At 59.2% G+C, this 21,295-nt stretch carries 23 protein-coding genes and 1 pseudogene; 17 read left to right on the top strand and 7 right to left on the bottom strand.

Annotation, left to right across the window (positions count from 1 at the left end; all coding sequences use genetic code 11):
* Window positions 1–8 precede the first annotated feature (8 nt).
* Complete coding sequence (gene mrkB, locus ACLH1I_RS25080) at window positions 9–710, bottom strand: type 3 fimbria chaperone MrkB (protein ID WP_004205383.1); 702 nt, start codon at window positions 708–710, stop codon at window positions 9–11.
* Window positions 711–805: 95 nt separating this feature from the next.
* Complete coding sequence (gene mrkA / locus ACLH1I_RS25075) at window positions 806–1,414, bottom strand: type 3 fimbria major subunit MrkA (protein ID WP_071010309.1); 609 nt, start codon at window positions 1,412–1,414, stop codon at window positions 806–808.
* Between the two features lie 705 nt (window positions 1,415–2,119).
* On the opposite strand from mrkA, the gene ACLH1I_RS25070 reads away from it, so the two are divergent.
* Window positions 2,120–2,329 carry a DUF1471 domain-containing protein gene (locus ACLH1I_RS25070; RefSeq protein ID WP_002916131.1) on the top strand — a complete coding sequence of 70 codons (210 nt, stop codon included), beginning with the start codon at window positions 2,120–2,122 and terminating at the stop codon, window positions 2,327–2,329.
* Between the two features lie 95 nt (window positions 2,330–2,424).
* Here ACLH1I_RS25070 and ACLH1I_RS25065 read toward each other — a convergent pair whose 3' ends face one another.
* Window positions 2,425–3,321, bottom strand: a complete 897-nt coding sequence (locus ACLH1I_RS25065) for an EamA family transporter (RefSeq protein ID WP_004205382.1) — start codon at window positions 3,319–3,321, stop codon at window positions 2,425–2,427.
* A gap of 81 nt (window positions 3,322–3,402) precedes the next feature.
* Here ACLH1I_RS25065 and ACLH1I_RS25060 point away from each other — a divergent pair, with 81 nt between their 5' ends.
* Window positions 3,403–3,909 carry a MarR family winged helix-turn-helix transcriptional regulator gene (locus tag ACLH1I_RS25060; RefSeq protein ID WP_062914418.1) on the top strand — a complete coding sequence of 169 codons (507 nt, stop codon included), beginning with the start codon at window positions 3,403–3,405 and terminating at the stop codon, window positions 3,907–3,909.
* Here ACLH1I_RS25060 and ACLH1I_RS25055 read toward each other — a convergent pair.
* Window positions 3,906–4,832 (bottom strand): nickel/cobalt transporter, encoded by a 927-nt coding sequence (locus tag ACLH1I_RS25055; protein WP_198080226.1) that lies wholly within the window; start codon window positions 4,830–4,832, stop codon window positions 3,906–3,908. The genes ACLH1I_RS25060 and ACLH1I_RS25055 overlap by 4 nt on opposite strands.
* A 385-nt stretch (window positions 4,833–5,217) precedes the next feature.
* Between ACLH1I_RS25055 and ACLH1I_RS25050 the strand changes: the two genes are divergently transcribed.
* The gene (locus tag ACLH1I_RS25050) at window positions 5,218–5,463 is read left to right on the top strand and encodes a hypothetical protein (protein ID WP_043520897.1); all 246 of its coding nucleotides are present in this window, start codon (window positions 5,218–5,220) and stop codon (window positions 5,461–5,463) included.
* 348 nt (window positions 5,464–5,811) lie between these two features.
* Here ACLH1I_RS25050 and ACLH1I_RS25045 read toward each other — a convergent pair whose 3' ends face one another.
* Window positions 5,812–6,072, bottom strand: coding sequence for a hypothetical protein (locus tag ACLH1I_RS25045; RefSeq protein ID WP_017899261.1), 261 nt, complete (start codon window positions 6,070–6,072; stop codon window positions 5,812–5,814).
* A gap of 168 nt (window positions 6,073–6,240) precedes the next feature.
* Between ACLH1I_RS25045 and fimB the strand changes: the two genes are divergently transcribed.
* The 10 genes and pseudogenes from fimB to ACLH1I_RS24995 all read left to right on the top strand — a co-directional run.
* Window positions 6,241–6,846 (top strand): type 1 fimbria switch DNA invertase FimB, encoded by a 606-nt coding sequence (gene fimB / locus ACLH1I_RS25040; protein ID WP_004205366.1) that lies wholly within the window; start codon window positions 6,241–6,243, stop codon window positions 6,844–6,846.
* A 454-nt stretch (window positions 6,847–7,300) separates the two neighbouring features.
* Complete coding sequence (fimE, locus tag ACLH1I_RS25035; RefSeq protein WP_004205365.1) at window positions 7,301–7,909, top strand: type 1 fimbria switch DNA invertase FimE; 609 nt, start codon at window positions 7,301–7,303, stop codon at window positions 7,907–7,909.
* 481 nt (window positions 7,910–8,390) lie between these two features.
* Complete coding sequence (fimA, locus tag ACLH1I_RS25030) at window positions 8,391–8,939, top strand: type 1 fimbrial major subunit FimA (protein ID WP_004205364.1); 549 nt, start codon at window positions 8,391–8,393, stop codon at window positions 8,937–8,939.
* Window positions 8,940–9,010: 71 nt separating this feature from the next.
* Window positions 9,011–9,547 (top strand): fimbrial protein, encoded by a 537-nt coding sequence (locus tag ACLH1I_RS25025; protein WP_004205362.1) that lies wholly within the window; start codon window positions 9,011–9,013, stop codon window positions 9,545–9,547.
* A gap of 70 nt (window positions 9,548–9,617) precedes the next feature.
* Window positions 9,618–10,301, top strand: a complete 684-nt coding sequence (locus ACLH1I_RS25020) for a fimbria/pilus periplasmic chaperone (RefSeq protein WP_371334904.1) — start codon at window positions 9,618–9,620, stop codon at window positions 10,299–10,301.
* An 81-nt stretch (window positions 10,302–10,382) separates the two neighbouring features.
* Window positions 10,383–12,995, top strand: coding sequence for a fimbrial biogenesis usher protein (locus tag ACLH1I_RS25015; protein WP_151629025.1), 2,613 nt, complete (start codon window positions 10,383–10,385; stop codon window positions 12,993–12,995).
* Window positions 12,996–13,005: 10 nt separating this feature from the next.
* Window positions 13,006–13,533 (top strand): fimbrial protein, encoded by a 528-nt coding sequence (locus ACLH1I_RS25010; RefSeq protein ID WP_004205358.1) that lies wholly within the window; start codon window positions 13,006–13,008, stop codon window positions 13,531–13,533.
* A gap of 27 nt (window positions 13,534–13,560) precedes the next feature.
* Window positions 13,561–14,046 carry a fimbrial protein gene (locus ACLH1I_RS25005; RefSeq protein ID WP_072500825.1) on the top strand — a complete coding sequence of 162 codons (486 nt, stop codon included), beginning with the start codon at window positions 13,561–13,563 and terminating at the stop codon, window positions 14,044–14,046.
* 17 nt (window positions 14,047–14,063) lie between these two features.
* On the top strand, window positions 14,064–14,969 hold the full coding sequence (locus ACLH1I_RS25000; protein WP_198080229.1) for a fimbrial protein: 906 nt from the start codon (window positions 14,064–14,066) through the stop codon (window positions 14,967–14,969).
* A pseudogene (locus ACLH1I_RS24995) lies at window positions 14,966–15,610 on the top strand (fimbrial protein); the annotation flags it as partial. The gene ACLH1I_RS25000 and the pseudogene ACLH1I_RS24995, both read left to right, overlap by 4 nt.
* 89 nt (window positions 15,611–15,699) lie before the next feature.
* Here the strand turns inward: ACLH1I_RS24995 and ACLH1I_RS24990 are convergent.
* Window positions 15,700–15,972 carry a GNAT family N-acetyltransferase gene (locus ACLH1I_RS24990; protein WP_411302948.1) on the bottom strand — a complete coding sequence of 91 codons (273 nt, stop codon included), beginning with the start codon at window positions 15,970–15,972 and terminating at the stop codon, window positions 15,700–15,702.
* An 11-nt stretch (window positions 15,973–15,983) separates the two neighbouring features.
* Entirely contained in the window at window positions 15,984–16,214 is a 231-nt protein-coding gene (gene yjdI / locus ACLH1I_RS24985; protein ID WP_004205354.1) for a 4Fe-4S mono-cluster protein YjdI, read from the bottom strand.
* Between the two features lie 224 nt (window positions 16,215–16,438).
* Here yjdI and ACLH1I_RS24980 point away from each other — a divergent pair, with 224 nt between their 5' ends.
* The 4 genes from ACLH1I_RS24980 to ACLH1I_RS24965 are packed head-to-tail and all read left to right on the top strand — an operon-like array spanning window position 16,439 to window position 21,138.
* Window positions 16,439–16,711 (top strand): YtcA family lipoprotein, encoded by a 273-nt coding sequence (locus ACLH1I_RS24980; protein ID WP_004205353.1) that lies wholly within the window; start codon window positions 16,439–16,441, stop codon window positions 16,709–16,711.
* Window positions 16,712–16,717: 6 nt separating this feature from the next.
* Window positions 16,718–17,743 carry a multidrug transporter subunit MdtN gene (gene mdtN, locus ACLH1I_RS24975; protein ID WP_023319101.1) on the top strand — a complete coding sequence of 342 codons (1,026 nt, stop codon included), beginning with the start codon at window positions 16,718–16,720 and terminating at the stop codon, window positions 17,741–17,743.
* Window positions 17,744–17,755: 12 nt separating this feature from the next.
* Window positions 17,756–19,693 carry a multidrug efflux transporter permease subunit MdtO gene (mdtO, locus tag ACLH1I_RS24970; protein ID WP_151629023.1) on the top strand — a complete coding sequence of 646 codons (1,938 nt, stop codon included), beginning with the start codon at window positions 17,756–17,758 and terminating at the stop codon, window positions 19,691–19,693.
* The gene (locus tag ACLH1I_RS24965; protein WP_048325651.1) at window positions 19,690–21,138 is read left to right on the top strand and encodes an MdtP family multidrug efflux transporter outer membrane subunit; all 1,449 of its coding nucleotides are present in this window, start codon (window positions 19,690–19,692) and stop codon (window positions 21,136–21,138) included. Before mdtO ends, ACLH1I_RS24965 begins: the two co-directional genes overlap by 4 nt.
* The last annotated feature ends 157 nt before the right edge of the window (window positions 21,139–21,295 follow it).

Genomic DNA, 21,295 nt, shown 5'->3' with positions numbered 1-21,295 from the left:
CTTTTCCCTTATTTAACGGCCACTTTCACTGCGACATCGGCGCCATAGTCATTAATGTTGTTAACGGTCAGGGTTTCGCCGCGGTTGACGGCGGAGGAAAGCGCCACCGTCTGGCTGGACTGCGGCGCCAGCATCACGGTTTTGCTGTTCAGGGCTTTACCGCCGTCGCGGGAAATACGGCTGACGGTAATGTAGAACGGCGTCGGGTTGCTGATGGCGAGACTACTGCCGCTGGCGGTCAGGGTCAGCTTCTCGGCCGCCGCATCGCGGTTGCCCAGTCCGGCAGGACGATAAATAAATTTAAAGCGCGAACGGATCGCCAGCTGCAGCACGTTCTGGCCTTCATTTTTCTGATTGGCCACCACCGGCGGAATTTCCAACAGATTCAGCCACCACAGCGTCTCTTTATCTTTCGCCAGACCGGCGCTGCTGCCGAGCTTAATACGCAGCGTCTGGCCGCTCTTGGCGTCAACGCGCGAAATCGGCGGGGTGATAATAAACGGGGTGGTGATGGTATCCGGAGTGGCATCGGCATCGCCGTTATCCAGCCAGGCCTGCGCCAGCGCCGGACGGTCGGCGTTATTTGAAAGCTGTACCGTTATTTCTTTTTCATTTCCTGGATAAATAAAGCGGGTACCGTTAACAATAATATTGTTGGCGTGGGCCGCAAAACTAAAAATGAAACAGAAAAAAAGGGCAATACGCTTCATGCTGACCTCAGAATAAAAATACAAGCGGCGGTCATCGCCGCTTTATTATTGTTATTAACTGCCCCATCGCGGGGCAGTTTTATTTTCTGACGGAATTACTGGTAAGTAATTTCGTAAGTCGCGTAGCTGTTAACCACACCAGTGGTCACAGTGGTCGGCGCGCTGGTGGCGTAGCCTACGTAGTAGGTGAAACGCGCGCCATCAGCGACAGCGGAAGCGTCGCCTTTCGCTTTCGGCTGAGTGCTGTCACCCGGGATGATTTTGTTGGTCAGCGCGGTAGCGTTGTCAGTAGACAGTACCAGCTGGATGTTCTGAGCACCGGAAGCTTCGGTGTTCGCCAGGTAGCCCTGTTGTTTGCTGGTAGCGCCAGCCAGCAGGTTACCGCCGGTCCAGTTTACGCCCAGTTTGCTTACGTCATCCTGTTTGGTGCCGTCAGCAGCCTGGCAGTTAGAGACGTCAATGGTGAAAGATTTCGGTTTCAGGTAAGTATCCGCTGCTGCCGCTTTAACTTCAGTCAGAGTTACCGGAGACAGGTAAACGTTCGCATTGCTGCCCTGGCCGTTAACAGAAACAGTACAGGATACATCGGTAACTTTACCGAAGAAATTAACCTGGCCGCCGCCAACATTGGTATCAGCTGCATGGGCAGCAGTCATGCCAAAAAACGCGGTTGCCATTGCTGCAGAGAGAAGAACCTTTTTCATTGCCATTTCCTTGTCAGAGTGAATTACGAATCAATGAGCACACTGTGAATTCGCATAGAACCAGAAACATCAGGCGATGCTGATTTATGCCACTGCTAATAGAATCTTCGACTGACCGGGAGCCGCAATATTTAAGGCGTCAGGTAACGAACTTAAAAATATAAGTTCGCTGGTGCTATCGGCGTCAAAGAATGCTATTTATTCGCCGACAAATATACATTTGTTCACGTTTCATTAAGTTATATAACAGATAATCGATAACTATTAATAAATGCTTATTGATAGATCAAAACGGGGTGATGGATGTTTACAGCGCGGAAAGCCTAACGCCAGGGCATGAGAGAAATGGCCGTCTCAGCATGCCGAAATGGCCGCCAGAGGGCTATTGCGAATCGTCCGAATCCGCCCCAACGGCGGCTAAAAACCGCCCAACTAATTCATACAACGAATGGTAACCGCGTAAATGAGGCGCATTCTACATTCTGATCGCAGGCAGTCCGCGTGATACTCCCATCAAAAAATAATCACTAATCCATTGTTTTTAAATTAAAAAATAGAGAAACATTCATATCTCCGTCATCAAACCGCCATAAAAATGTGATCTAAATCGCACTTTTTGCCACGCGCGTTATAGTTAGCAGACTTATTATAAGCCCATCGAAAGCAAACACGCTTTCCACCATAAAAGTTAAAAGGACAAACACCATGAAAAACGTAAAATTACTCGCCGCTGCCGGTATGCTCTCCCTGGTCTCTTTCGCTAGCTTCGCTCATCCGGTGAGCGTAACAGCAGACACCCTGGACAGCGCAGAAGCGAAAATCGCGACCATTGCGAAAGAACAAGGCGCTTCCTACCACATCACTGAAGCGTACACCGGCAACCAGGTCCATATGACCGCCGAGCTCTCTAAATAAGCGAATGGTTGCAGAGGGAGCTGCCGGACAGGCCGCCTGCGGGCGGCTGGTCTGGCTCCCGCCGCCCACCCCGCACACAGCAATGTCGAGCCCCGTTATGGGGCTTTTTTCGTTTTTGCCCCCGCCGCCTGACGCGCCAGCGCGCGCTGAATAGACAACACGCTCGCCAGCACCACGATCAGCCCGACCAGCGCCATCCCCTGGATCTTTTGGCCAAGGAAAATCCACCCCAACACCACGGCGGTCACCGGGCTCAGCAGGCTCATTGCCGATACCGCCACCGGCGAGAGGCGGCCAATCCCCCGGAACCACAGGCCATAGGCCAGCATCGCGCCGGCCACGCACAGCCACAGATAGCCGGCCACCTGCAGCGCTGTCACCTGATGTAAAGGGGGATCAACGATCAGCGCCACGGGCGCCAGCACCACCCCGCCGATCGCCAGCTGCCAGCCGGTTAACGCGACGATCGGCAGGGAGAGCGCCCAGCGGCGGGAGAGCCAGGTGCCCAGCGCCATACTGATCGCCCCGAGAAACGCCGCGCCGATGCCCAGCGGGTCGAGGACGGTGCGCGGCGACAGCAGCAGCATGGCCATACCGAGTATGCCGGCGAGGGCTGAGAATACCGCCAGCCAGGGCGAGCGCTGCCGGTCTACGCACCAGGCGAGAAGCATCACCAGCAGCGGCTGGATCGCGCCAATCACTGCCGCCAGACCGCCGGGTAAGCGATAGGCGGCGATAAACAGCAGCGCCTGAAATGCGCCGATATTTAAGATGCCGGTAACGATAAGCTTTAGCCATTCGCCGCGCTGTGGAAAGCGGCGGCTCCAGATCAGCAGGGCGATGCCTGCCGGCAAAACCCTCAGAAGGGCGGCGATAAACGGCCGGTCGGGGGGAAGAAACTGGGAGGTGACGATGTAGGTCGTCCCCCAGATAGCGGGCGCCAGCGCCGTGAGCAGCAGGTCGAGCATCAGACTACGCGAGAGAAAAGCCATGATTTTATCTTCACTTCAAGTTAAATTGGTGCCGCAAGTATGTACACGCAATTATCTTGATATCAAGACAAGTGAGCACTTATGGACAAATCACCGCCGATCGACGCCGTTGATCGGATCCTCGCCCAGTGGCAGCGCGAGCGGCCGGACCTCGACTGCAGCCCAATGGGGACAATTGGCCGTCTGAAACGATGCGCCATGCTGCTGGAGCCGCAGGTGGAAGTGGCTTTTACACGCCATGAGCTGGTGCGCTGGGAGTTTGACATGCTGGCGACGCTGCGCCGCGCCGGGGCGCCGTTCATTCTTTCGCCTACCCAGCTCTTCTCCACGCTGATGATCACCTCCGGCACCATGACTCATCGCCTGAAGGCGCTGGAGAAACGCGGATTTATTACCCGCCTGCCCAATCCGGAAGACGCCCGCAGTATGCTGGTCGCCCTGACGCCCGCCGGACGTGAACGCATCGATGAAGCGGTGGAGACCCATGTCGATAATGAACGGCAGCTGCTGGCGGGGCTCAGCGATGGCGAGCGCCAGCAGCTGGATCAGGCGCTGCGGGTATTGATGCGCCTGCTGGAGAGCCGTTAACAGCCGGCGGCGATAAAGTCGCCGTTAGCGCTGATCGGCACCACGGTGAAAAACAATCCCGCGGCAAAGAGGATCAGCGCCAGCCCGCCGAGGATCTTCACCAGCGGCACCAGCCAGGGCCGCGGACGGCTGGTCGCCGTCAGCCGGTTGACGGTACGGTGACGGGCATAGTGCACCGCCAGCGACAGACCAAGGATCGACAGCGCGGTGCCCAGCGCCATGGTCATCACCGCGGCGATGCCCCAGCTGACGATCCCCAGCGCGTTGGCGAACAGCAGGATCATAATCGCTCCGCTGCAGGGCCGGGCGCCGATGGCCAGCACCACGCCCAGGCGTGTCTTCCAGTCGGCGCCCTGCAGGTCGTGTCCCACGCCGTGGTGCCCGCAGCCGCACGAGGCATCATGCTGATGCGCCGGCCTCAGGGCGCGTATTCTCCTTTTACCCGGCAGCAGGCTCTGCAGCGCACGACAGATAACGTAAACCCCAAAGGCGGCGATGGTCAGGGCGCTGATCTTCTCGACGTACCAGCGGCTGGCGCTGAGATCGCCAGCGGCCAGATTCAGCCCCACCGCGAGAATAAAGACAAACAGGATGGCGCTGACGCCCTGCAGCAGGCTGCCGAGAAAAGGCACCACCCGCGCCGCGGTCAGGCTCTCCTGATTGGTGCTCAGGTAAGTGGTGACGATAAACTTGCCGTGGCCCGGTCCGATAGCGTGGAGCACGCCGTAGAGAAAAGCGCCCACCAGCAGCCAGACGCCGCCGCTGTACTGATGGTTGTTCAGCAGCAGAAGGTACATCACCAGATAGCGATGCAAGGTAATTTGCGTGGCGAGGCACCACTGGAGGAAGTCGCTCCAGTGGCTGTGCAAGGTGATGCCGGCGGCCAGCAGGCGCCAGTCGCGTTGCGAAGTCGGTATCATCATCGGTAAGCCATGGTGAAAAGAGATCAACCGCCAGACGACAATCTCATGCCCGGCGAACAATAGTGCCTGGATAATTTGTCGGATTTTTCTCGTCAATGCTTAAGGTCACAAGGCTCCGCATTATCAGCATCAGCGGGCTCCTACACCTACCCTCTGCCCTACCTTTGCACAAAGCATTTTCATATTTTCAGCATACCACAGACGTTTGTTTTTGCTGTTGACGCCCTGCATAACATATTAGAGCAATCGTTACACACCTAAAAAAGATAAAAATAAATCAGTTATCGCTATCCTGGCACTTTTTGTACTTTATCATCCTGCGCATCAGGCACGAATATTCATTAACTGCTATTAATTTAATATATTCATTAACAGGACCACCCCCATGAAAAGATGCTTACTCGCCCTGGCGTGCGTCGCGCTGCTGACGCCCTCGCTTTCGGCGCAGGCGACCTGGCGCAGCGACCAGCGCCAGGACGCTCGCGATATCCGCCAGGATAGCCGCGAGCAGGGCCGTGAAACCAAGCAAGAGTGCGTCAGAAATAATAATCAAAGCAACGCCAGCTGCCGTCACGATAAGCGGGAAAACCGCCGCGAAGGTCGTCAGGAAGCCCGCGACGAAAAATGGTAAGTCAGCCTGCTCCGGTGGATATCAGATCGCGGACTTCTGCCACCGGAGCCTTTAACACCGCCTGCGACGCCGGACCGTCGCGTCTGTCCCCTACCTGCTCTTTATTCTTAGCTCGCAGCAGAATATTACCCACACCAGTCTGCAGCCTATGCCTCTCTTATACCCACCGCCTGATATCACCGCTTCCGCCGATTACCGCCCGCGCTCCCACAGCACCATTAAGATTAAGCTCAACCCGTTAAATAAGACGTAAAGTGCCCTCACAGAGACAATGGCTATTATCCCCAGGCTTTTTGCAGTATGGTTTAATCTCTGTTGTAGTTTTGCAGTGAATGCTATCCAGACGGTTCAAGGTTGTATTCTGTCTGAGAAATTACTCATGCCATTCCCGTCGCTGAGATACGGGAGGCCGGCTGGCTGACGCCGTGCCGCCCCAACTGCCGGGAAATAAATCATGACGGCATTGATGGCCGCCTTGCCGTGGCCGGAAGCCAGTGCCTCCATCATCAAGCGGGCATCATCAAGAGGATCAGGGATGTACAGGACGTGGAAACCTCCAGGAAAGATTCGCCAGTTCAACCAGCTAACCCTTTCTTTACCCTTCAGCATACGGCGTCTTATCGCTGGGGATGGCGATAGCCCATGATACCGCATGCTCCCGTAGCAAATAAAAACGTTATCAGCACGCTGTTTAAAAATAAAAAGGCAGTCGCATTTAACAATGACCTGACGCAGGCCTGGAAAGCGTAATATTTGCCTGCCATAAAAGGGAACACTATGACGAATAACGCCGAGATTAAAAAAAGGAACTTCCTGACTCAGAATGAAATCGAGTCACTACTTAAAGCCGCCGATAGCGGTCCCTATGCCGCACGTAATTATTGCCTGACGCTGCTGTGCTTCATCCATGGTCTGCGCGCCAGCGAGATCTGTCGCCTGAGAATATCCGATATCGACCTTGCTTCCCGCTGCGTTTATATCCATCGGCTAAAAAAGGGGTTTTCGACCACCCACCCTTTGCTGAATAAAGAGATCCACGCCCTAAAGCGCTGGCTGGCCATTCGCAACACCTGGCCGCAGGCCGCCAGCGAGTGGCTGTTTCTCTCCCGCAAAGGCAATCCCCTTTCCCGCCAGCAGTTTTATCAAATTATCGCCTCCTCTGGCGACCAGGCGGGATTGCCGCTGGAGATCCACCCGCACATGCTGCGCCACTCCTGTGGCTTTGCGCTGGCCAATATGGGTATCGATACCCGTCTGATCCAGGACTATCTCGGACACCGCAATATTCGGCATACCGTCTGGTATACCGCCAGCAACGCGGGACGCTTCTATGGTATCTGGGACAATACGCGCGACAAACAGCGCCTGTCGCTGCTTCAGTAAGCCTGACGCCACGGATGGCGTTGTACCGCGTTGCGGGGAAATTAAATAGCAATAAATTAACCCTCAGTTAATTATGATTACTGTTCCCGCAAGTTCTTATTTAATCCTGCGATCTCATCGTTAAATTGACCCTGTATTAATTCCGGTTTTGCCGTGATTCTTTATTGTTGGCTAAAAATCCACCCCGCTATTTTTTAAAATCTACCGAGTGAAAAATCCCTTTTATTTTATGCACATGCTATAAAACCCGAGCAGATCTATTGTGACCTTGCTTAAAATCTCTAAAATTAAGAATTATCGCCAGGCGATATTTTGACTGGCTGTAAATATAATATGCTATCTATACGTGGTTAATCGCCTTCACCTTGTACCGTTCTTACATTGCGGATCTTTTCCGTCATGGCGTATGGTTTCGCCATGACGACCCCTCACCTCTTTTTCAGGAGTAATTATTGTGAACCGACGTCGTTTTCTTACCGCCAAAGAAGTTCAGGCTATGATGCAGGCCGCGCGTCAGGGCGCCACCGGCGAGCGGGACTACTGCCTCATCCTTCTCGCCTTTCGCCACGGGATGCGCATCAGCGAACTGCTGGATCTGCACTATCACGATCTGGATCTACGGGAAGGCCGGGTCAATGTGCGGCGGTTGAAGAACGGTTTTTCAACTATTCACCCGCTGCGCTTTGATGAACGTGAGGCCATTGAGCGCTGGAGTCAGGTCCGCGCCGGCTGGAAAGCGGCGGCCAAAACCGACGCGCTTTTTATCTCCCGTCGCGGGACCCCGCTCTCACGCCAGCAGGCGTATCGTATTATTCGCTCCGCCGGGGAAAAGGCGGGTACCGTGACGCAGACCCACCCCCATATGCTGCGTCACGCCTGCGGCTACGAACTGGCGGAAAGAGGTACAGATACCCGTTTGATCCAGGATTACCTCGGTCATCGTAATATTCGACACACGGTACGCTACACCGCCAGCAATGCGGCGCGTTTCGCTGGAATATGGGAAAGAAATAATCTTATTGGAGAAAGCATTGCAGAATCGGGAGTTGATACAACTGATTGAATTTAATTAAAAAAATAAACCGTGAACAGGTCAATTGGGGCCAAACTGTTTATATCATAAAAATGTTTTGACATATTTTGCAACTCACCACGCCATATTTCTGCAGAAAAATTATTAACTACATGTTTTTAATATATTTTTAAAGCGTGAATTACGCACTTTTCCCCACCCTGTCCTCCCGTTGCATTGGCGCGCCTTCGCCAGCGGTATCTCTCTTCCTTTCGCACTCTCGCTAACATCACCAGATTAAATAACCAATAAAACCACATTAAACAGATTTTAATACCGAAAAACAGGCAAGATTAAACAACGAACAGATCGTTTATCTCAACGAGTCAAAATGGCCCCAATTGTCTCATCGGTTGGGCGAAAACTGTGGAGAGCCGGCAGCCAGACCACTCGGCTGAAATCTGAAATGCCTGGAAGGCACAACGGCTGCCAATCCGGTTCGTTATTTCGACATCGTTCAAAGGAAAACAGTATGAAAATCAAAACACTGGCAATGATTGTTGTGTCAGCCCTGTCTCTGAGCTCCGCGGCGGCCCTGGCCGATACCACCACGGTTAACGGCGGGACCGTCCATTTTAAAGGGGAAGTCGTTAACGCGGCCTGTGCGGTGGATGCCGGCTCTATCGATCAAACCGTCCAGTTGGGCCAGGTGCGTTCCGCGAAGCTGGCCACGGCGGGGAGCACCAGTTCGTCCGTTGGTTTCAACATTCAGCTGGATGATTGCGACACCACGGTAGCAACCAAAGCGTCCGTCGCCTTCGCCGGTACGGCCATCGACAGCAGCAATACCACCGTTCTGGCGCTGCAAAACTCTGCCGCCGGCAGCGCGACCAACGTCGGCGTGCAGATCCTCGACAACACCGGCACGCCGCTGGCGCTGGACGGCGCCACCTTCAGCGCAGCCACCACGCTGAATGACGGCACCAACATCATTCCGTTCCAGGCGCGTTACTACGCCACTGGCGCCGCGACCGCCGGTATCGCGAACGCTGACGCCACCTTCAAAGTGCAGTACGAGTAAGGCAAACATCAGGCAAGGAAGCCATCCGGGCCAGGAGGGCCCGCGCTTAATTTTGCAACCGGGGTGAAACGATGCAGGGAATGAAATCGGGTCTGCTACTGCTGCTGCCTCCGCTGGCGCTGGCCGGTAATCAGTGGAACGTCACGCTGCCGGGGGGCAGCATGCGCTTTCAGGGCCTGATCATGGCCAGTTCCTGCCGCGTCGAAGCCGGCGATCGGCAGATGACGGTCAATCTGGGACAGATCAGCAGTAACCGATTTCACGACGTGGGCGAAGACAGCAACCCGATCCCTTTCACGATTCATTTACAGGATTGCAGTACGGCAGTCAGCCAGCATGTCGGGGTGGCATTTCACGGCGTGGCTGACGGCAAAAACCCCGACGTGCTGTCGGTGGGTGAAGGCCCGGGGATCGCCAGCGGGATCGGCATCGCGCTGTTCGACAGTCACGGCCAGCAGCTGCCTCTCAATCGTCCACCGGATCGCTGGGTGCCGCTCTACCGCGGACCGACGACGCTAAATTTCGTCGCCAAATATCGGGCGACCGGACGCCAGGTCACCGGCGGCGCGGCCAACGCCCAGGCCTGGTTCTCATTAACCTATCAGTAATCAACCCGCAGACCAGCAGGACAACACCGTGAGCAGACAAGGAGATAATGTGAGAAAAACAGCAACGACGATACGCGGCATACTGACGGGATGTGTGCTTTTCGCCGCCGGCGCGTTGAGCGCCAGCGCGCACGCGGGCGTCGCGCTGGGCGCGACCCGGGTCATCTACCCGGCGGGTCAGAAACAGGTCCAGCTGGCGGTGACCAATAACGACGACAACAGCACCTGGCTTATTCAGTCATGGGTGGAAAATGCCGATGGGCAGCGAGACGGCCGGTTTGTTATCACTCCCCCGCTGTTTGCCATGCAGGGCAAAAAAGAGAACACCCTGCGTATTATCGATGCGACCAATAACCAGCTGCCGCAGGATCGGGAAAGCCTGTTCTGGATGAACGTGAAGGCTATTCCCTCAATGGATAAATCGAAGCTCAGCGACAACACCCTCCAGTTGGCGATTATCAGCCGCATCAAGCTCTACTACCGACCGGCAAAACTGACCCTGCCCCCGGATCAGGCGGCGGACAAGCTGACCTTTAGCCGCAACGGATCGTCGCTAACGCTGACGAATCCTACACCCTATTACCTGACGGTGACCGAACTGAACGCCGGAACGCGCATTCTGGAAAACGCCCTGGTGCCGCCGATGGGTAAAACCAGCGTCAAGCTGCCCACGGATGCCGGCAACACCATCACCTATCGCACCATTAACGATTACGGCGCGCTGACGCCGAAAATGAATGGCGTACTGCGTTAAATCTGGTGTGCCCCGCCGCGCGGGCCACGCTGCGCATGACCAGAAGCACTGACAGCCGGGCAACGTCGGACCGGAGGGATTATGTCACATCGAAAATATGGACTGGACCATGGGGGTCGCCGAAGCGCCCGGCGCCTGATTACGCCGGCGCTGACGCTGTGGCTCTGCTCACAGCCGTTCGCCGCGCAGGCGGACCTCTATTTTAACCCCCGCTTTTTAGCTGACGATCCGGCGGCGGTGGCAGACCTGTCGGGATTTGAAAAAGGCCAGGAGGTCCCGCCGGGCACCTATCGCGTCGATATTTATCTCAATAACGGCTATATGACCACCCGGGACGTCACTTTCCAGGCCGATGCCCAAGGCAATGGCCTGTCGCCCTGCCTGACCCGCGGCCAGATGGCGAGCATGGGGGTGGATACCGGACGGGTGACGGGCATGGCGGCCCTGGACAGTACGGCCTGCGTGCCGCTAACGACGCTCATCAGCGAAGCCACCACCCGCTTCGATGTCGGCCAACAGCGCCTGTATCTCACCGTACCCCAGGCGTTTATGGGCAGCCACGCCCGCGGGTATATCCCGCCGGAGCTATGGGATAACGGCATCACCGCCGGGCTGGTTAACTATAACTTCACCGGCAACAACGTCCATAACACCACCGGGGGCAACAGCCGTTACGCCTATCTGAATCTGCAGAGCGGCCTGAATTTCGGCGCCTGGCGCCTGCGCGATAACAGCACCTGGAGTTACAGCAGCGGCGGCAGCGCGTCATCCAATGAGAACCGCTGGCAGCACGTCAACAGCTGGCTTGAGCGGGACATTATTTCCCTGCGCTCGCGGCTTACCCTCGGGGATAGCTACACCAACGGCGATGTCTTCGACGGGATCAACTTCCGCGGCGCGCAGCTGGCCTCGGATGACAATATGCTGCCGGACAGCCAGAAAGGCTTCGCGCCGGTGATCCACGGGATCGCCCGCGGCACCGCGCAGGTGTCAGTCAAACAAAACGGCTACGAAATCTACCAGAGCACGGTGCCGCCGGGGCCGTTTACCATCGACGATCTCTACGCCGCGGGCAACGGCGGCGATCTGCAGGTCACCATTAAAGAAGCGGATGGCACCCGCCAGGTCTTCAGCGTGCCCTGGTCAACGGTGCCGGTGCTGCAGCGCGAAGGCCATACCCGCTTCGCCCTCACCGCCGGGGAGTACCGCAGCGGCAACAGCCAGCAGGAAACGCCCGATTTTTTCCAGAGCACGGCCATGCATGGCCTGCCGGCCGGCTGGACCCTGTACGGCGGCACCCAGCTGGCGGACCGCTATCGCGCCTTTAACCTCGGGGTGGGGAAAAACATGGGCTATTTCGGCGCCTTATCGCTGGATATCACCCAGGCCAACGCCACCCTGCCTGACGACAGCGAGCATCAGGGACAGTCGGTGCGTTTTCTCTATAACAAGTCACTGGATGAGACCGGCACCAACCTGCAGCTGGTGGGCTACCGCTACTCCACCCGCGGCTACTATAACTTTGCCGATACCACCTACCGCCGGATGAGCGGCTACAGCGTGGAAACCCAGGACGGGGTTATCCAGGTGAAACCCAAATTTACCGACTACTACAATCTGGCTTACAGCAAGCGCGGTAAGGTGCAGCTGAGCGTGACCCAACAGCTGGGGCGCACCGCCACCCTCTATCTGAGCGGCAGCCACCAGACCTACTGGGGCACCGACGATGCCGATGAGCAACTGCAGGCCGGCCTCAACGCCGCCGTAGACGATATCAACTGGTCGCTAAGCTACAGCCTGACGAAAAATGCCTGGCAGCAGGGGCGCGATCAGATGCTGGCGGTCAACGTCAATATCCCCTTCAGCCACTGGCTGCGTTCCGATAGCCGTTCGGTCTGGCGGCACGCCAGCGCCAGCTACAGCCTGTCGCACGATCTCAATGGCCGCATGACCAATCTGGCGGGCCTGTACGGCACCCTGCTGGAAGACAATAACCTCAGCTATAGCGTGCAGACCGGCTATGCGGGCGGCGGCAACGGCGACAGCGGGAGCACCGGCTATACCGCGCTCAACTACCGCGGCGGCTACGGCAACGCCAACGTCGGCTACAGCCGCAGCGATGGTTTCAAACAGCTCTACTACGGGGTCAGCGGCGGCGTGCTGGCGCACGCCAACGGCATCACCCTGAGCCAGCCGCTGAACGATACCGTAGTGCTGGTGAAAGCCCCCGGCGCCGGCGGCGTGAAGGTAGAAAACCAGACCGGGGTGCGCACCGACTGGCGCGGGTATGCCGTCCTGCCGTATGCCACCGAGTATCGCGAAAACCGGGTCGCGCTGGACACCAATACCCTGGCCGACAATGTCGATCTTGACGATGCAGTGGTCAGCGTGGTGCCTACCCATGGGGCGATCGTCCGCGCCAGCTTTAACGCCCAGGTGGGAATGAAGATTCTGATGACGCTGACCCATCGCGGCAAACCGGTGCCGTTTGGCGCCCTCGCCACCAGCGACAGCAACCAGAGCGGCAGCATCGTCGCGGATAACGGCCAGGTCTACCTGAGCGGGATGCCGCTGGCGGGCAAGGTGCGGGTGAAATGGGGCGATGCCCCGGACGCCCAGTGCGTGGCCGATTATCGTCTGCCGCCGGAGAGCCAGCAGCAGTCGCTCAGCCAGCTGTCCGTCGCGTGTCGCTAAGGAGATGATGATGAGAACACCGCAGTTTCTGCTGAGCGCCCTGCTCGCTCTGTTCGCGCCGCTGGCCTTCGCTGCCGACAGCACGATCGCCATCAGCGGCTATGTGCGCGACAACGCTTGCGCGGTGGCCGGAGAGTCGAAGGATTTCACCGTCGATTTGCAGGACAACGCCGCGAAGCAGTTTTACGCCGTCGGGGCGACGACCCCGCCGGTGCCGTTCCGTATCGTGCTATCGCCCTGCGGCACTTCCGTCACCGCGGTGAAGGTCGGCTTCACCGGCGTGGCGGACAGCGTCAATACCAGCCTGTTAAAACTTGACGCCGGCGCCTCGGCGGCGGCGGGAATGGGGGTGGACATTCTCGACCAGCAGCAGTCCCGGCTGCCTGTCAATGCCCCGTCGTCAGCCATCGCCTGGACCACGCTGACGCCGGGCCAGACCAACATCCTGAACTTTTACGCCCGTCTGATGGCCACGCAGGTGCCCGTCACCGCCGGGCATGTCAATGCGACAGCAACATTCACCCTGGAATTTCAGTAAGTGGAGGCTGAAATGAAATGGACCCACGTGGGCTGGCTGCTGGCCGGCCTGTTAACCGCGAGCCCTTCCCTGCGGTCGGCCGACGTCACCCTTACCGTCAACGGGAAGGTGGTGGCCAGACCCTGCACGGTCTCCACCGTCAATGCCACCGTCGAGCTGGGCGATCTCTACACCTTCAGCCTGATTGGCGCAGGCTCGGCATCGGCCTGGCACAGCGTGGCGCTGGATCTCAGCAACTGCCCCGTCGGTACCTCACGGGTGAAGGCCACCTTCAGCGGAACGGCGGACAGCACCGGCTATTACAAAAACCAGGGGACGGCGGGCAATATTCAGCTCGAATTGCAGAGCGAGGATGGCACCACGCTGAACAATGGCAGCAGCCAGTCGGTACAGGTGGATGAGGCCAGCCAGTCCGCCCGCTTCCCGTTGCAGGTCAGGGCCCTGTCGGTCAACGGCGGTGCCACGCAAGGCACCATTCAGGCGGTGATTAACGTGACCTATACCTACGCCTGAGCCAGGAGAGCATCATGATGAAAAAAATTATCCCTTTATTCACCACCCTGCTGCTGTTGGGCTGGTCGATGAACGCCTGGTCCTTCGCCTGCAAAACAGCCACCGGCGCGACGATCCCCATCGGCGGCGGCTCAGCCAACATCTACGTTAACCTGACCCCGGCGGTCAACGTCGGGCAAAACCTGGTGGTCGACCTCTCCACGCAGATTTTTTGCCATAACGACTATCCGGAAACGATCACTGACTACGTGACCCTGCAGCGCGGATCCGCCTATGGCGGTGTGCTGTCAAGTTTCTCTGGCACCGTGAAATATAACGGCACCTCTTACCCCTTCCCGACCACCACGGAAACGGCGCGGATGATTTACGATTCCCGGACCGATAAGCCCTGGCCGGCCGTCCTGTATCTGACGCCGGTCAGCACCGCCGGCGGGGTGGCGATCACCGCAGGATCGTTAATCGCGGTGCTGATCCTGCATCAGACCAACAACTACAATAGCGACTCCTTCCAGTTCATCTGGAATATCTATGCCAATAACGACGTGGTGGTCCCCACCGGCGCCTGCGATGTCTCCGCCCGCGATGTCACCGTCACCCTCCCCGACTACCCGGGCTCCATGGCCGTGCCGCTCACCGTGCACTGCGCGCAGAGCCAACAGCTGGGGTATTACCTCTCCGGCGCCACCGCGGACAGCGCTAACGCGATCTTCACTAACACCGCCTCCGCCTCGCCGGCGCAAGGGATAGGCGTCCAGCTTACCCGCAACGGCAGCGCCGTGCCGGCGAACAGCACGGTCTCACTGGGCACCATCGGAACCTCGCCGGTCAATCTCGGCCTGACGGCGACCTACGCCCGGACCACAGGCCAGGTCACCGCCGGCAACGTGCAGTCGATCATCGGCATTACCTTTGTCTATCAATGATGACCGAGTACATCCTCTCTCCCTGCTCGCTGGCCGCCCGTGGGTTGAGCCAGCTGATGCACAACGCGGCGAAGCGGCCCGTCGTGCTGCCGGTGGAGGGCGTCTCTCTGCGGGAGCTGGCCGCGGTGAAGCGGATCGTGGTCTTTCTTCCTGACGATCCCCTGTGGATGCTCACCACACTGCGCCAGGCGGCCAGGCTGCTCGACCAGGCATCACGCCCGTTGCCGATGCTGATGCTTAGCCGCAGCCCGGCCATCTGGCTGTGGCGAACGCTGCTTTATCAGGTGAGCCATCCGGATCGTTTGCGCAACGTCCATGCCGCTCCTGCCGACCTCCCCTGCGCGCAACTGATCCATCGGCTGAAGAACGCGCCGCGGCTTGAACGCCTTGCCAGTGAAGCCGCCCTGATCCACCGAAAACGGGCCGCCGGTTTAAGTCATGCCGAGCTCAAAGCGCTCCTCGCCCTGCTGCAAGGGCAGACGATAGGCGAGCAGTCGCAACGTCTCGGATTGAGCCAGAAAACGCTCTACGCTCAGCGGCTGGCGGGGGTGAAAAAGCTGGTGGAATATCACCCGCATCTGGCCCCTCGCTTTCCGCACAGGCAGCCGCCTCGTTCATCAGCAAACTCACGGTCGGCGTTTGTCCGGGCATGAGGGGAAGCGATGAGTGACTAAAGGCGTGGATTCGCTGGCGAGAGAAAAGCGCACCGGTTTACACCGGTGCCGGTACGTCAGGCGCGAATATCGTCGTATTCACGGGTGTTATCGAATTCATGTTTGGCAAACGGGCAGAGAGGAGTAATCTTCCGCTGCTCCTGGCGCATTTTTTCCACCACCTTCGCCACCAGCTGTTTCCCCACCCCCTGGCCTTTCAGGCTGGGATCGACATCGGTATGTTCGATAATGCTGAGGTGTTCGCCGGTGGGAACAAAAACAATCTCCGCGACCTGGTTACCCTGCGCGTCGTTAACATAAAATTTGTTGTGCCCTTCCAGTATTTCCATCTTCTCCTCGCTTATTTATGACGATATTGCAGCGCGCCGCTCGGGCAGGTATCGATCACCTTCACCACCGTCGCGACATCTACTTCATCCGGGATGATCCACGGCTTACGCTTGAGATTGAACAGCTTCGCGCTGCCGCGCACGCAGTTCCCGGAATGCTGACAGATCGCCGTATTAAAGTAGACGTCGATTTTCTCCCCGGTGTAGGCCCGGTAGCCGGCTTCCAGTAATTCCTTATCCATGACATTGCCTCGGTCTTGTTTTATGACTTTCAGGCTAAGCATAGTCCTCCGCTTGACGGCTGACTATGCGCAAGTCGGTAATGGGCGTGAGGAGAGCGATTTGGCGCATCCTCCCCCTCTCCCGGCGCGCAAGGATCCCGCAGTCAACGAACGGTTGACTTTCATTCCCGCAACGAGGCGATTACACTCATGACACACTGGTAAGAGCACTCAGGGATGTTCCATTGAATCATATTGCCACCATAGCCCGCCCAGCGCGGCTACTGCTCGTCTTGCCGCTGACCGGCTGCTCACTCTCACCAGCGATCCCGGTACTGGGCGCCGCATTCCCCGGCTGGTTTTTCTGCTTGTTGGGCGGGGCGTTTTTACTGATCCCCTGCCATATCCTGATTACCCGTAAAGGCTGGCAGCCTCGCTTTTCTCCCCTGGTCTTCAGCTATGTCGCGCTGATGTTCCTGTTCGCCACACTGCTGTGGTTTCTGTTTTTTGTTCACTGATCGCTTATGACTACTTCCCGCACTCCCCTGTTACGCAAGAAATGGCCTCTGCTGGCGCTGGTCCTGGCCGCCATCCTGGCACTGATCCTGGTTATCTGGCAGTTGCAAACGTCGCCAGAGACCAATGACGCCTATGTCTACGCCGATACCATCGATGTGGTGCCCGAGGTCAGCGGGCGCATCGTGGAGATGCCCATTCGCGATAACCAGCGGGTGAAAAAAGGCGATCTGCTGTTCCGCATCGACCCCCGCCCCTATCAGGCGATGCTCGATGACGCGAAAGCGCGGCTGACGACCCTCGACGCGCAGATTATGCTGACCCAGCGCACCATCAAAGCGCAGGAGTATAACGCCCAGTCGGTGGCGGCCGCCGTCGAGCGCGCCAGAGCGCTGGTCAAGCAGACCACCTCCACGCGCATCCGCCTTGAGCCGCTGGTGCCGCAGGGGTTTGCCTCGCAGGAAGATCTCGATCAGGCGCGCACCGCCGAGAAAGCGGCGCGGGCGGAGCTGGAGGCCACGCTGCTGCAGGCCAGACAGGCCTCGGCGGCTGTGACCGGCGTGGATGCCATGGTGGCGCAACGCGCCGGGATCCTGGCGCAAATCGCCCTCGCCGAACTGCATCTGGAATTCACCGAAGTGCGCGCGCCGTTCAACGGCGTGGTGGTGGCGCTGAAAACCACCGTCGGCCAGTACGCTTCGGCGCTGAAGCCGGTATTCACCCTGCTGGATGACGACCGCTGGTATGTGATCGCTAACTTCCGCGAAACCGACCTGAACAACGTGCGCCCTGGGGTGGCGGCGCGCATCACCGTGATGACCAACCACAACCGGACCTTTAACGGGGTGGTGGATTCGGTCGGCTCCGGCGTCCTGCCCGAAGGCGGGAGCGTCATCGAAGGCCTGCCGCTGATCCAGAAAAGCATTAACTGGGTCCACGTCTCGCAGCGCTTCCCGGTGAAAATCGCCGTCAGCGATCCCGATCCGGAACTGTTCCGCATGGGCGCCTCGGCCAGCGCCGTGCTGCAGCCGTAGCCGGGCGACGCGATGTTTCCTCTCGCCCATTTTTTACGCCAGGAACTGCGCGACGCACCGGGACGCGCCAGCTACACGCTGCGCCTGACGCTGAGCTGTGCGGTGCTCATCACCCTGTTCATGACCCTGCAGATCCCCTTTCTGGCCGTCGCGCTGATCGTCGTGTTCTACGTCAGCCAGCCTAACGTGTTGATGATTAAGTTAGTCAGCGTGGTCTTTTTTGTCACCGTCAGCGTGGCGCTCGGCGGCGTGCTGCTGATCATCAAGTGGACCTATGACTACCCGCTGATCCGCCTGGCGGCCTCCGTGGCGCTCTTTTTCTGCGCCATCTATCTGATGCGGGTGCTGGGCAAGCTGGGGCTGGCCTTTTTCGTGGTGGCGCTGGCGGTGATTTACGCCCAAACCTTCCCGTCGATGACCAGCCAGAGCGAAATCCTGGTGCGGCTGCTGCTCTGGCTGTGGGTGGCGATTAACACCGCGATCCTCGTCACTCTGCTGGTCAACGCCTGTTTTCAGCAGGCCTTTCCCGGCAACCAGTTTAAGGCGCGTCTGGCTGAGATGCTGCAGGAGGTCGCCAGCCGGCTGGCAGACCCGGACGCTGAAGCGCCACCGACCTTCGGCGAGACCGCCGCGCAGTTCAACCAGCTGCAGTCGCTGTTCGCCCAGGCCAGCCGGGCGACGCCGGAGATCGCCGCCGATCCCCAGGCCTGGCGCTCGCGGCTGGCCGCCACCCTGCGCTGCTACCAGCTGGCGGCGCTGCTGCAAGCGGACGAGGCCGATAGCGACGATCGCCTGCGGCTGTCGCAGGCGGTGCTGCAGCTGAAGAGTGCCCTCAGCGAGGGGCCGTTTGACGGCGCTATTCCTCCCCTGGCGCTCAGCGGCCGCGGCGTCAATCGCGCCGTTCTGCAGGAGATGGCAGCCCTTCTGCAGCGGCTGGCCCAGGGTGAGCCCGTTGCTCTGCCACAGGGCGAGGTGGAGAAGCCGCCCCTGCTAGCGCCGGACGCCTGGCGCAACCCGGCGTATCTCCATTTTGCGCTCAAGACCCTGCTGGCGACGCTAATCTGCTATGTCTTCTATACCGCTGCCGACTGGCAGGGACTGCATACCATTATGCTGAGCTGCGTGATCGTCGCCCAGCCCGGGCTGGGCGCCACGATGCAAAAGACGTGGCTGCGCATCGGCGGCGCGCTGTTCGCCACTCTGCTGGCGCTGCTGTTAATCGTTTTTGTCCAGCCCTGGACCGACTCGCTGTCGGGGCTGCTGGCGATGTCCCTGCCAGTGCTGGCGCTGGCGGCCTGGATTGCCGCCGGTTCGGAGCGTATCGCCTACGCCGGGATCCAGATTGGCTTCACCTTTGCGCTGGCCTTCCTCAGCTGGTTTGGTCCGCTGACTAACCTCACCGAGCTGCGGGACCGGGTGCTGGGTATCCTGCTCGGGGTGCTGGTCTCCTCCATTGTCCATTTATATCTCTGGCCGGACAGCGAAGCGCCGCAGCTGAAATCGCGCCTCGCCGGACTCTATCGCCGGCTGGCGGACTGCCTCGCCGCCCCGCACGATGCGGTGCCGCTGGCCCCTCTGTTTGTCGCCTTCACCGACAGCGAAGCGCTTATCCATCGGGTTCGCGCCGAACCGCTGGGCACGTATGCCCACCCCTGGCCCCAGGCGAAAAACTGGCCGATGCGCGCCACCCTCGCCCGGGCCGAGGAGATCGCCCGCCTCACCGAAGGGTACCGGCTCAACGCCGCGCCGGGAGACCCGACCCTGGCCCGCTGCGCCGAACAGCTGCGGCGCTACGCCGAACGTATCGAACAGGAGGCAACGGCCCCTGCCGAACCGCTGGCCACCGACCTGACTAACCCCTTTGGCCCGGCGCTGGCCGCCGCGCTGGCCACCCTGCCCGACTGGGGCCCGACACCGATAGCGACTGAGCAACAGGCTAAAACGTCATGATGATCCTTCCTTTCTCCGCGCGGCTGCGCGACACTCTCCTTACCCTGACGCTGACGCTGCTCAGCGGCTGCGCGCTGATTCAGGACGAGCCTGCCCAGGTCGCCATCGTCAATCCGCAGCAGGCCCAGCTGGCGCAGGTGATCCACCTGGCGAACAGCAACTGGCCGGCAGCCCGCTGGTGGGAGGCCTACGATGACCCTCAGCTCAATATGCTGATCAATCGGGCGCTGCAGAATTCGCCGACCATGCAGGCCGCCCGGCTGCGCATCTCCCAGTCGCAGTCTACGGTGGAACTCGCCCAGTCGGCGATGGGCCTGCAGGCTACCGCCGTCGCGGCGCAAAACCGCCTGCGGATCACCGACAAATCCTTTAGCTGGCCCTACTCCTACTCCCTGCCGGTGGATAAGAACGGTCCGTGGTATACGCTGAACACCGTTGGCGTCGGGGCGCAGCTGAATATCGATCTCTGGGGAGCCGATCGCGCCCGGGTCGCCGCCGCCATTGGCGAGAAAAACGCCCGGCTGGCGGAGACCGCCGGCATTGAGCTCGACATCGCCAGCAGCGTGGCGCAGCTCTATTTCGCCATGCAGGCGACATTCCAGAAAATCGCGCTGCTGCAGGAGCTGGAGGGCATTGCCCAGTTCTCGGTGGCGGCCCACGAGCACCGGACCCAACGCGGTGTGGAGGATAGCGTGGACGTGGCCAACGCCCAGGCCGAACAGCTCGCCGCCCGCCAGCAGATCATTAGCGCCGAGGGGATGCTGACCCAGTATCGTGAAACCCTGCGGGCGCTGATCGGCGCCGATGCGCAAAGCATGCCGGCGATCCATCCGGTAGCGCTGCCTGCGCTCCAGGAGACGCTACCGCCGTCGCTCTCTTTCGAGCTGCTGGCCCGCCGCCCGGACCTGCAGGCGCTGCGCGGGTACGTGACCGCCTCCCTGAGCCAGGTCGACGCGGCGAAAGCGGCCTTCTATCCCCATTTTGATATCAAAGCGTTCTGGGGCTATAACGCCCTGAGCGTCGGGGATCTGTTTAAGTCCTCTTTCCAGCAGATCAACCTGCTGCCCGGGCTCTATCTGCCGATCTTCGACGGCGGTCGTCTGAACGCCAATCTGCAGTCGGTGCGCACCGCCAGCAATATTCTGATCAAACAGTACAACCAGGCGGTGCTGGACGCGGTTCGCGATGTCGCCATCAGCTCCAGCCAGCTTAACGACCTGAATCAGCAGCGCGCGCTGCAGCAGCTGAAGGTCACCGCGGCGCAGACCACCACCGACAGCGCTCGCGCCCATTATCAGCGCGGCCTGCTCAGCCGCTACGCCGCCGAAGAGGCCCGACGGGCGGTTCTTGCCCAGCAGTTGTTGCTGCTGGACATTGAGGCCCAGCGGCTGAGCACCGACATTACCCTGATCAAAGCCCTGGGCGGCGGCTACCGCGGCCAGTAACAAAAATGCCTTCCCCGGAGGGGAAGGCATTCAAACTGCAGCCAAAGGGCAATCTTCAGGGATTGCCCGGCGGCGCTGCGCTTGCGCGGGCCTACAGCCAACCGCATAACGGTTTGATATTGCTGCCTTTCGTAGGCCGGGTAAGGCGAAGCCGCCA

This window comes from Klebsiella sp. 1SOBk10mer (assembly GCF_046602535.1).
GTDB classification, from domain to species: Bacteria; Pseudomonadota; Gammaproteobacteria; order Enterobacterales; family Enterobacteriaceae; genus Klebsiella; species Klebsiella quasipneumoniae.
Note: the sequence above shows the minus strand (reverse complement) of the source record. Positions and strands in the feature narration are given on the sequence as shown.

Excerpts from the sequence above, each read along its gene's own strand:
- mrkB (WP_004205383.1), bottom strand. The coding sequence starts at position 710 with ATGAAGCGTATTGCCCTTTTTTTCTGTTTCATTTTTAGTTTTGCGGCC.
- mrkA (WP_071010309.1), bottom strand. The coding sequence starts at position 1,414 with ATGAAAAAGGTTCTTCTCTCTGCAGCAATGGCAACCGCGTTTTTTGGC.
- ACLH1I_RS25070 (WP_002916131.1), top strand. The coding sequence starts at position 2,120 with ATGAAAAACGTAAAATTACTCGCCGCTGCCGGTATGCTCTCCCTGGTC.
- ACLH1I_RS25065 (WP_004205382.1), bottom strand. The coding sequence starts at position 3,321 with ATGGCTTTTCTCTCGCGTAGTCTGATGCTCGACCTGCTGCTCACGGCG.
- ACLH1I_RS25060 (WP_062914418.1), top strand. The coding sequence starts at position 3,403 with ATGGACAAATCACCGCCGATCGACGCCGTTGATCGGATCCTCGCCCAG.
- ACLH1I_RS25055 (WP_198080226.1), bottom strand. The coding sequence starts at position 4,832 with ATGATGATACCGACTTCGCAACGCGACTGGCGCCTGCTGGCCGCCGGC.
- ACLH1I_RS25050 (WP_043520897.1), top strand. The coding sequence starts at position 5,218 with ATGAAAAGATGCTTACTCGCCCTGGCGTGCGTCGCGCTGCTGACGCCC.
- ACLH1I_RS25045 (WP_017899261.1), bottom strand. The coding sequence starts at position 6,072 with ATGCTGAAGGGTAAAGAAAGGGTTAGCTGGTTGAACTGGCGAATCTTT.
- fimB (WP_004205366.1), top strand. The coding sequence starts at position 6,241 with ATGACGAATAACGCCGAGATTAAAAAAAGGAACTTCCTGACTCAGAAT.
- fimA (WP_004205364.1), top strand. The coding sequence starts at position 8,391 with ATGAAAATCAAAACACTGGCAATGATTGTTGTGTCAGCCCTGTCTCTG.
- ACLH1I_RS25025 (WP_004205362.1), top strand. The coding sequence starts at position 9,011 with ATGCAGGGAATGAAATCGGGTCTGCTACTGCTGCTGCCTCCGCTGGCG.
- ACLH1I_RS25015 (WP_151629025.1), top strand. The coding sequence starts at position 10,383 with ATGTCACATCGAAAATATGGACTGGACCATGGGGGTCGCCGAAGCGCC.
- ACLH1I_RS25010 (WP_004205358.1), top strand. The coding sequence starts at position 13,006 with ATGAGAACACCGCAGTTTCTGCTGAGCGCCCTGCTCGCTCTGTTCGCG.
- ACLH1I_RS25000 (WP_198080229.1), top strand. The coding sequence starts at position 14,064 with ATGAAAAAAATTATCCCTTTATTCACCACCCTGCTGCTGTTGGGCTGG.
- ACLH1I_RS24990 (WP_411302948.1), bottom strand. The coding sequence starts at position 15,972 with ATGGAAATACTGGAAGGGCACAACAAATTTTATGTTAACGACGCGCAG.
- yjdI (WP_004205354.1), bottom strand. The coding sequence starts at position 16,214 with ATGGATAAGGAATTACTGGAAGCCGGCTACCGGGCCTACACCGGGGAG.
- mdtN (WP_023319101.1), top strand. The coding sequence starts at position 16,718 with ATGACTACTTCCCGCACTCCCCTGTTACGCAAGAAATGGCCTCTGCTG.
- mdtO (WP_151629023.1), top strand. The coding sequence starts at position 17,756 with ATGTTTCCTCTCGCCCATTTTTTACGCCAGGAACTGCGCGACGCACCG.
- ACLH1I_RS24965 (WP_048325651.1), top strand. The coding sequence starts at position 19,690 with ATGATGATCCTTCCTTTCTCCGCGCGGCTGCGCGACACTCTCCTTACC.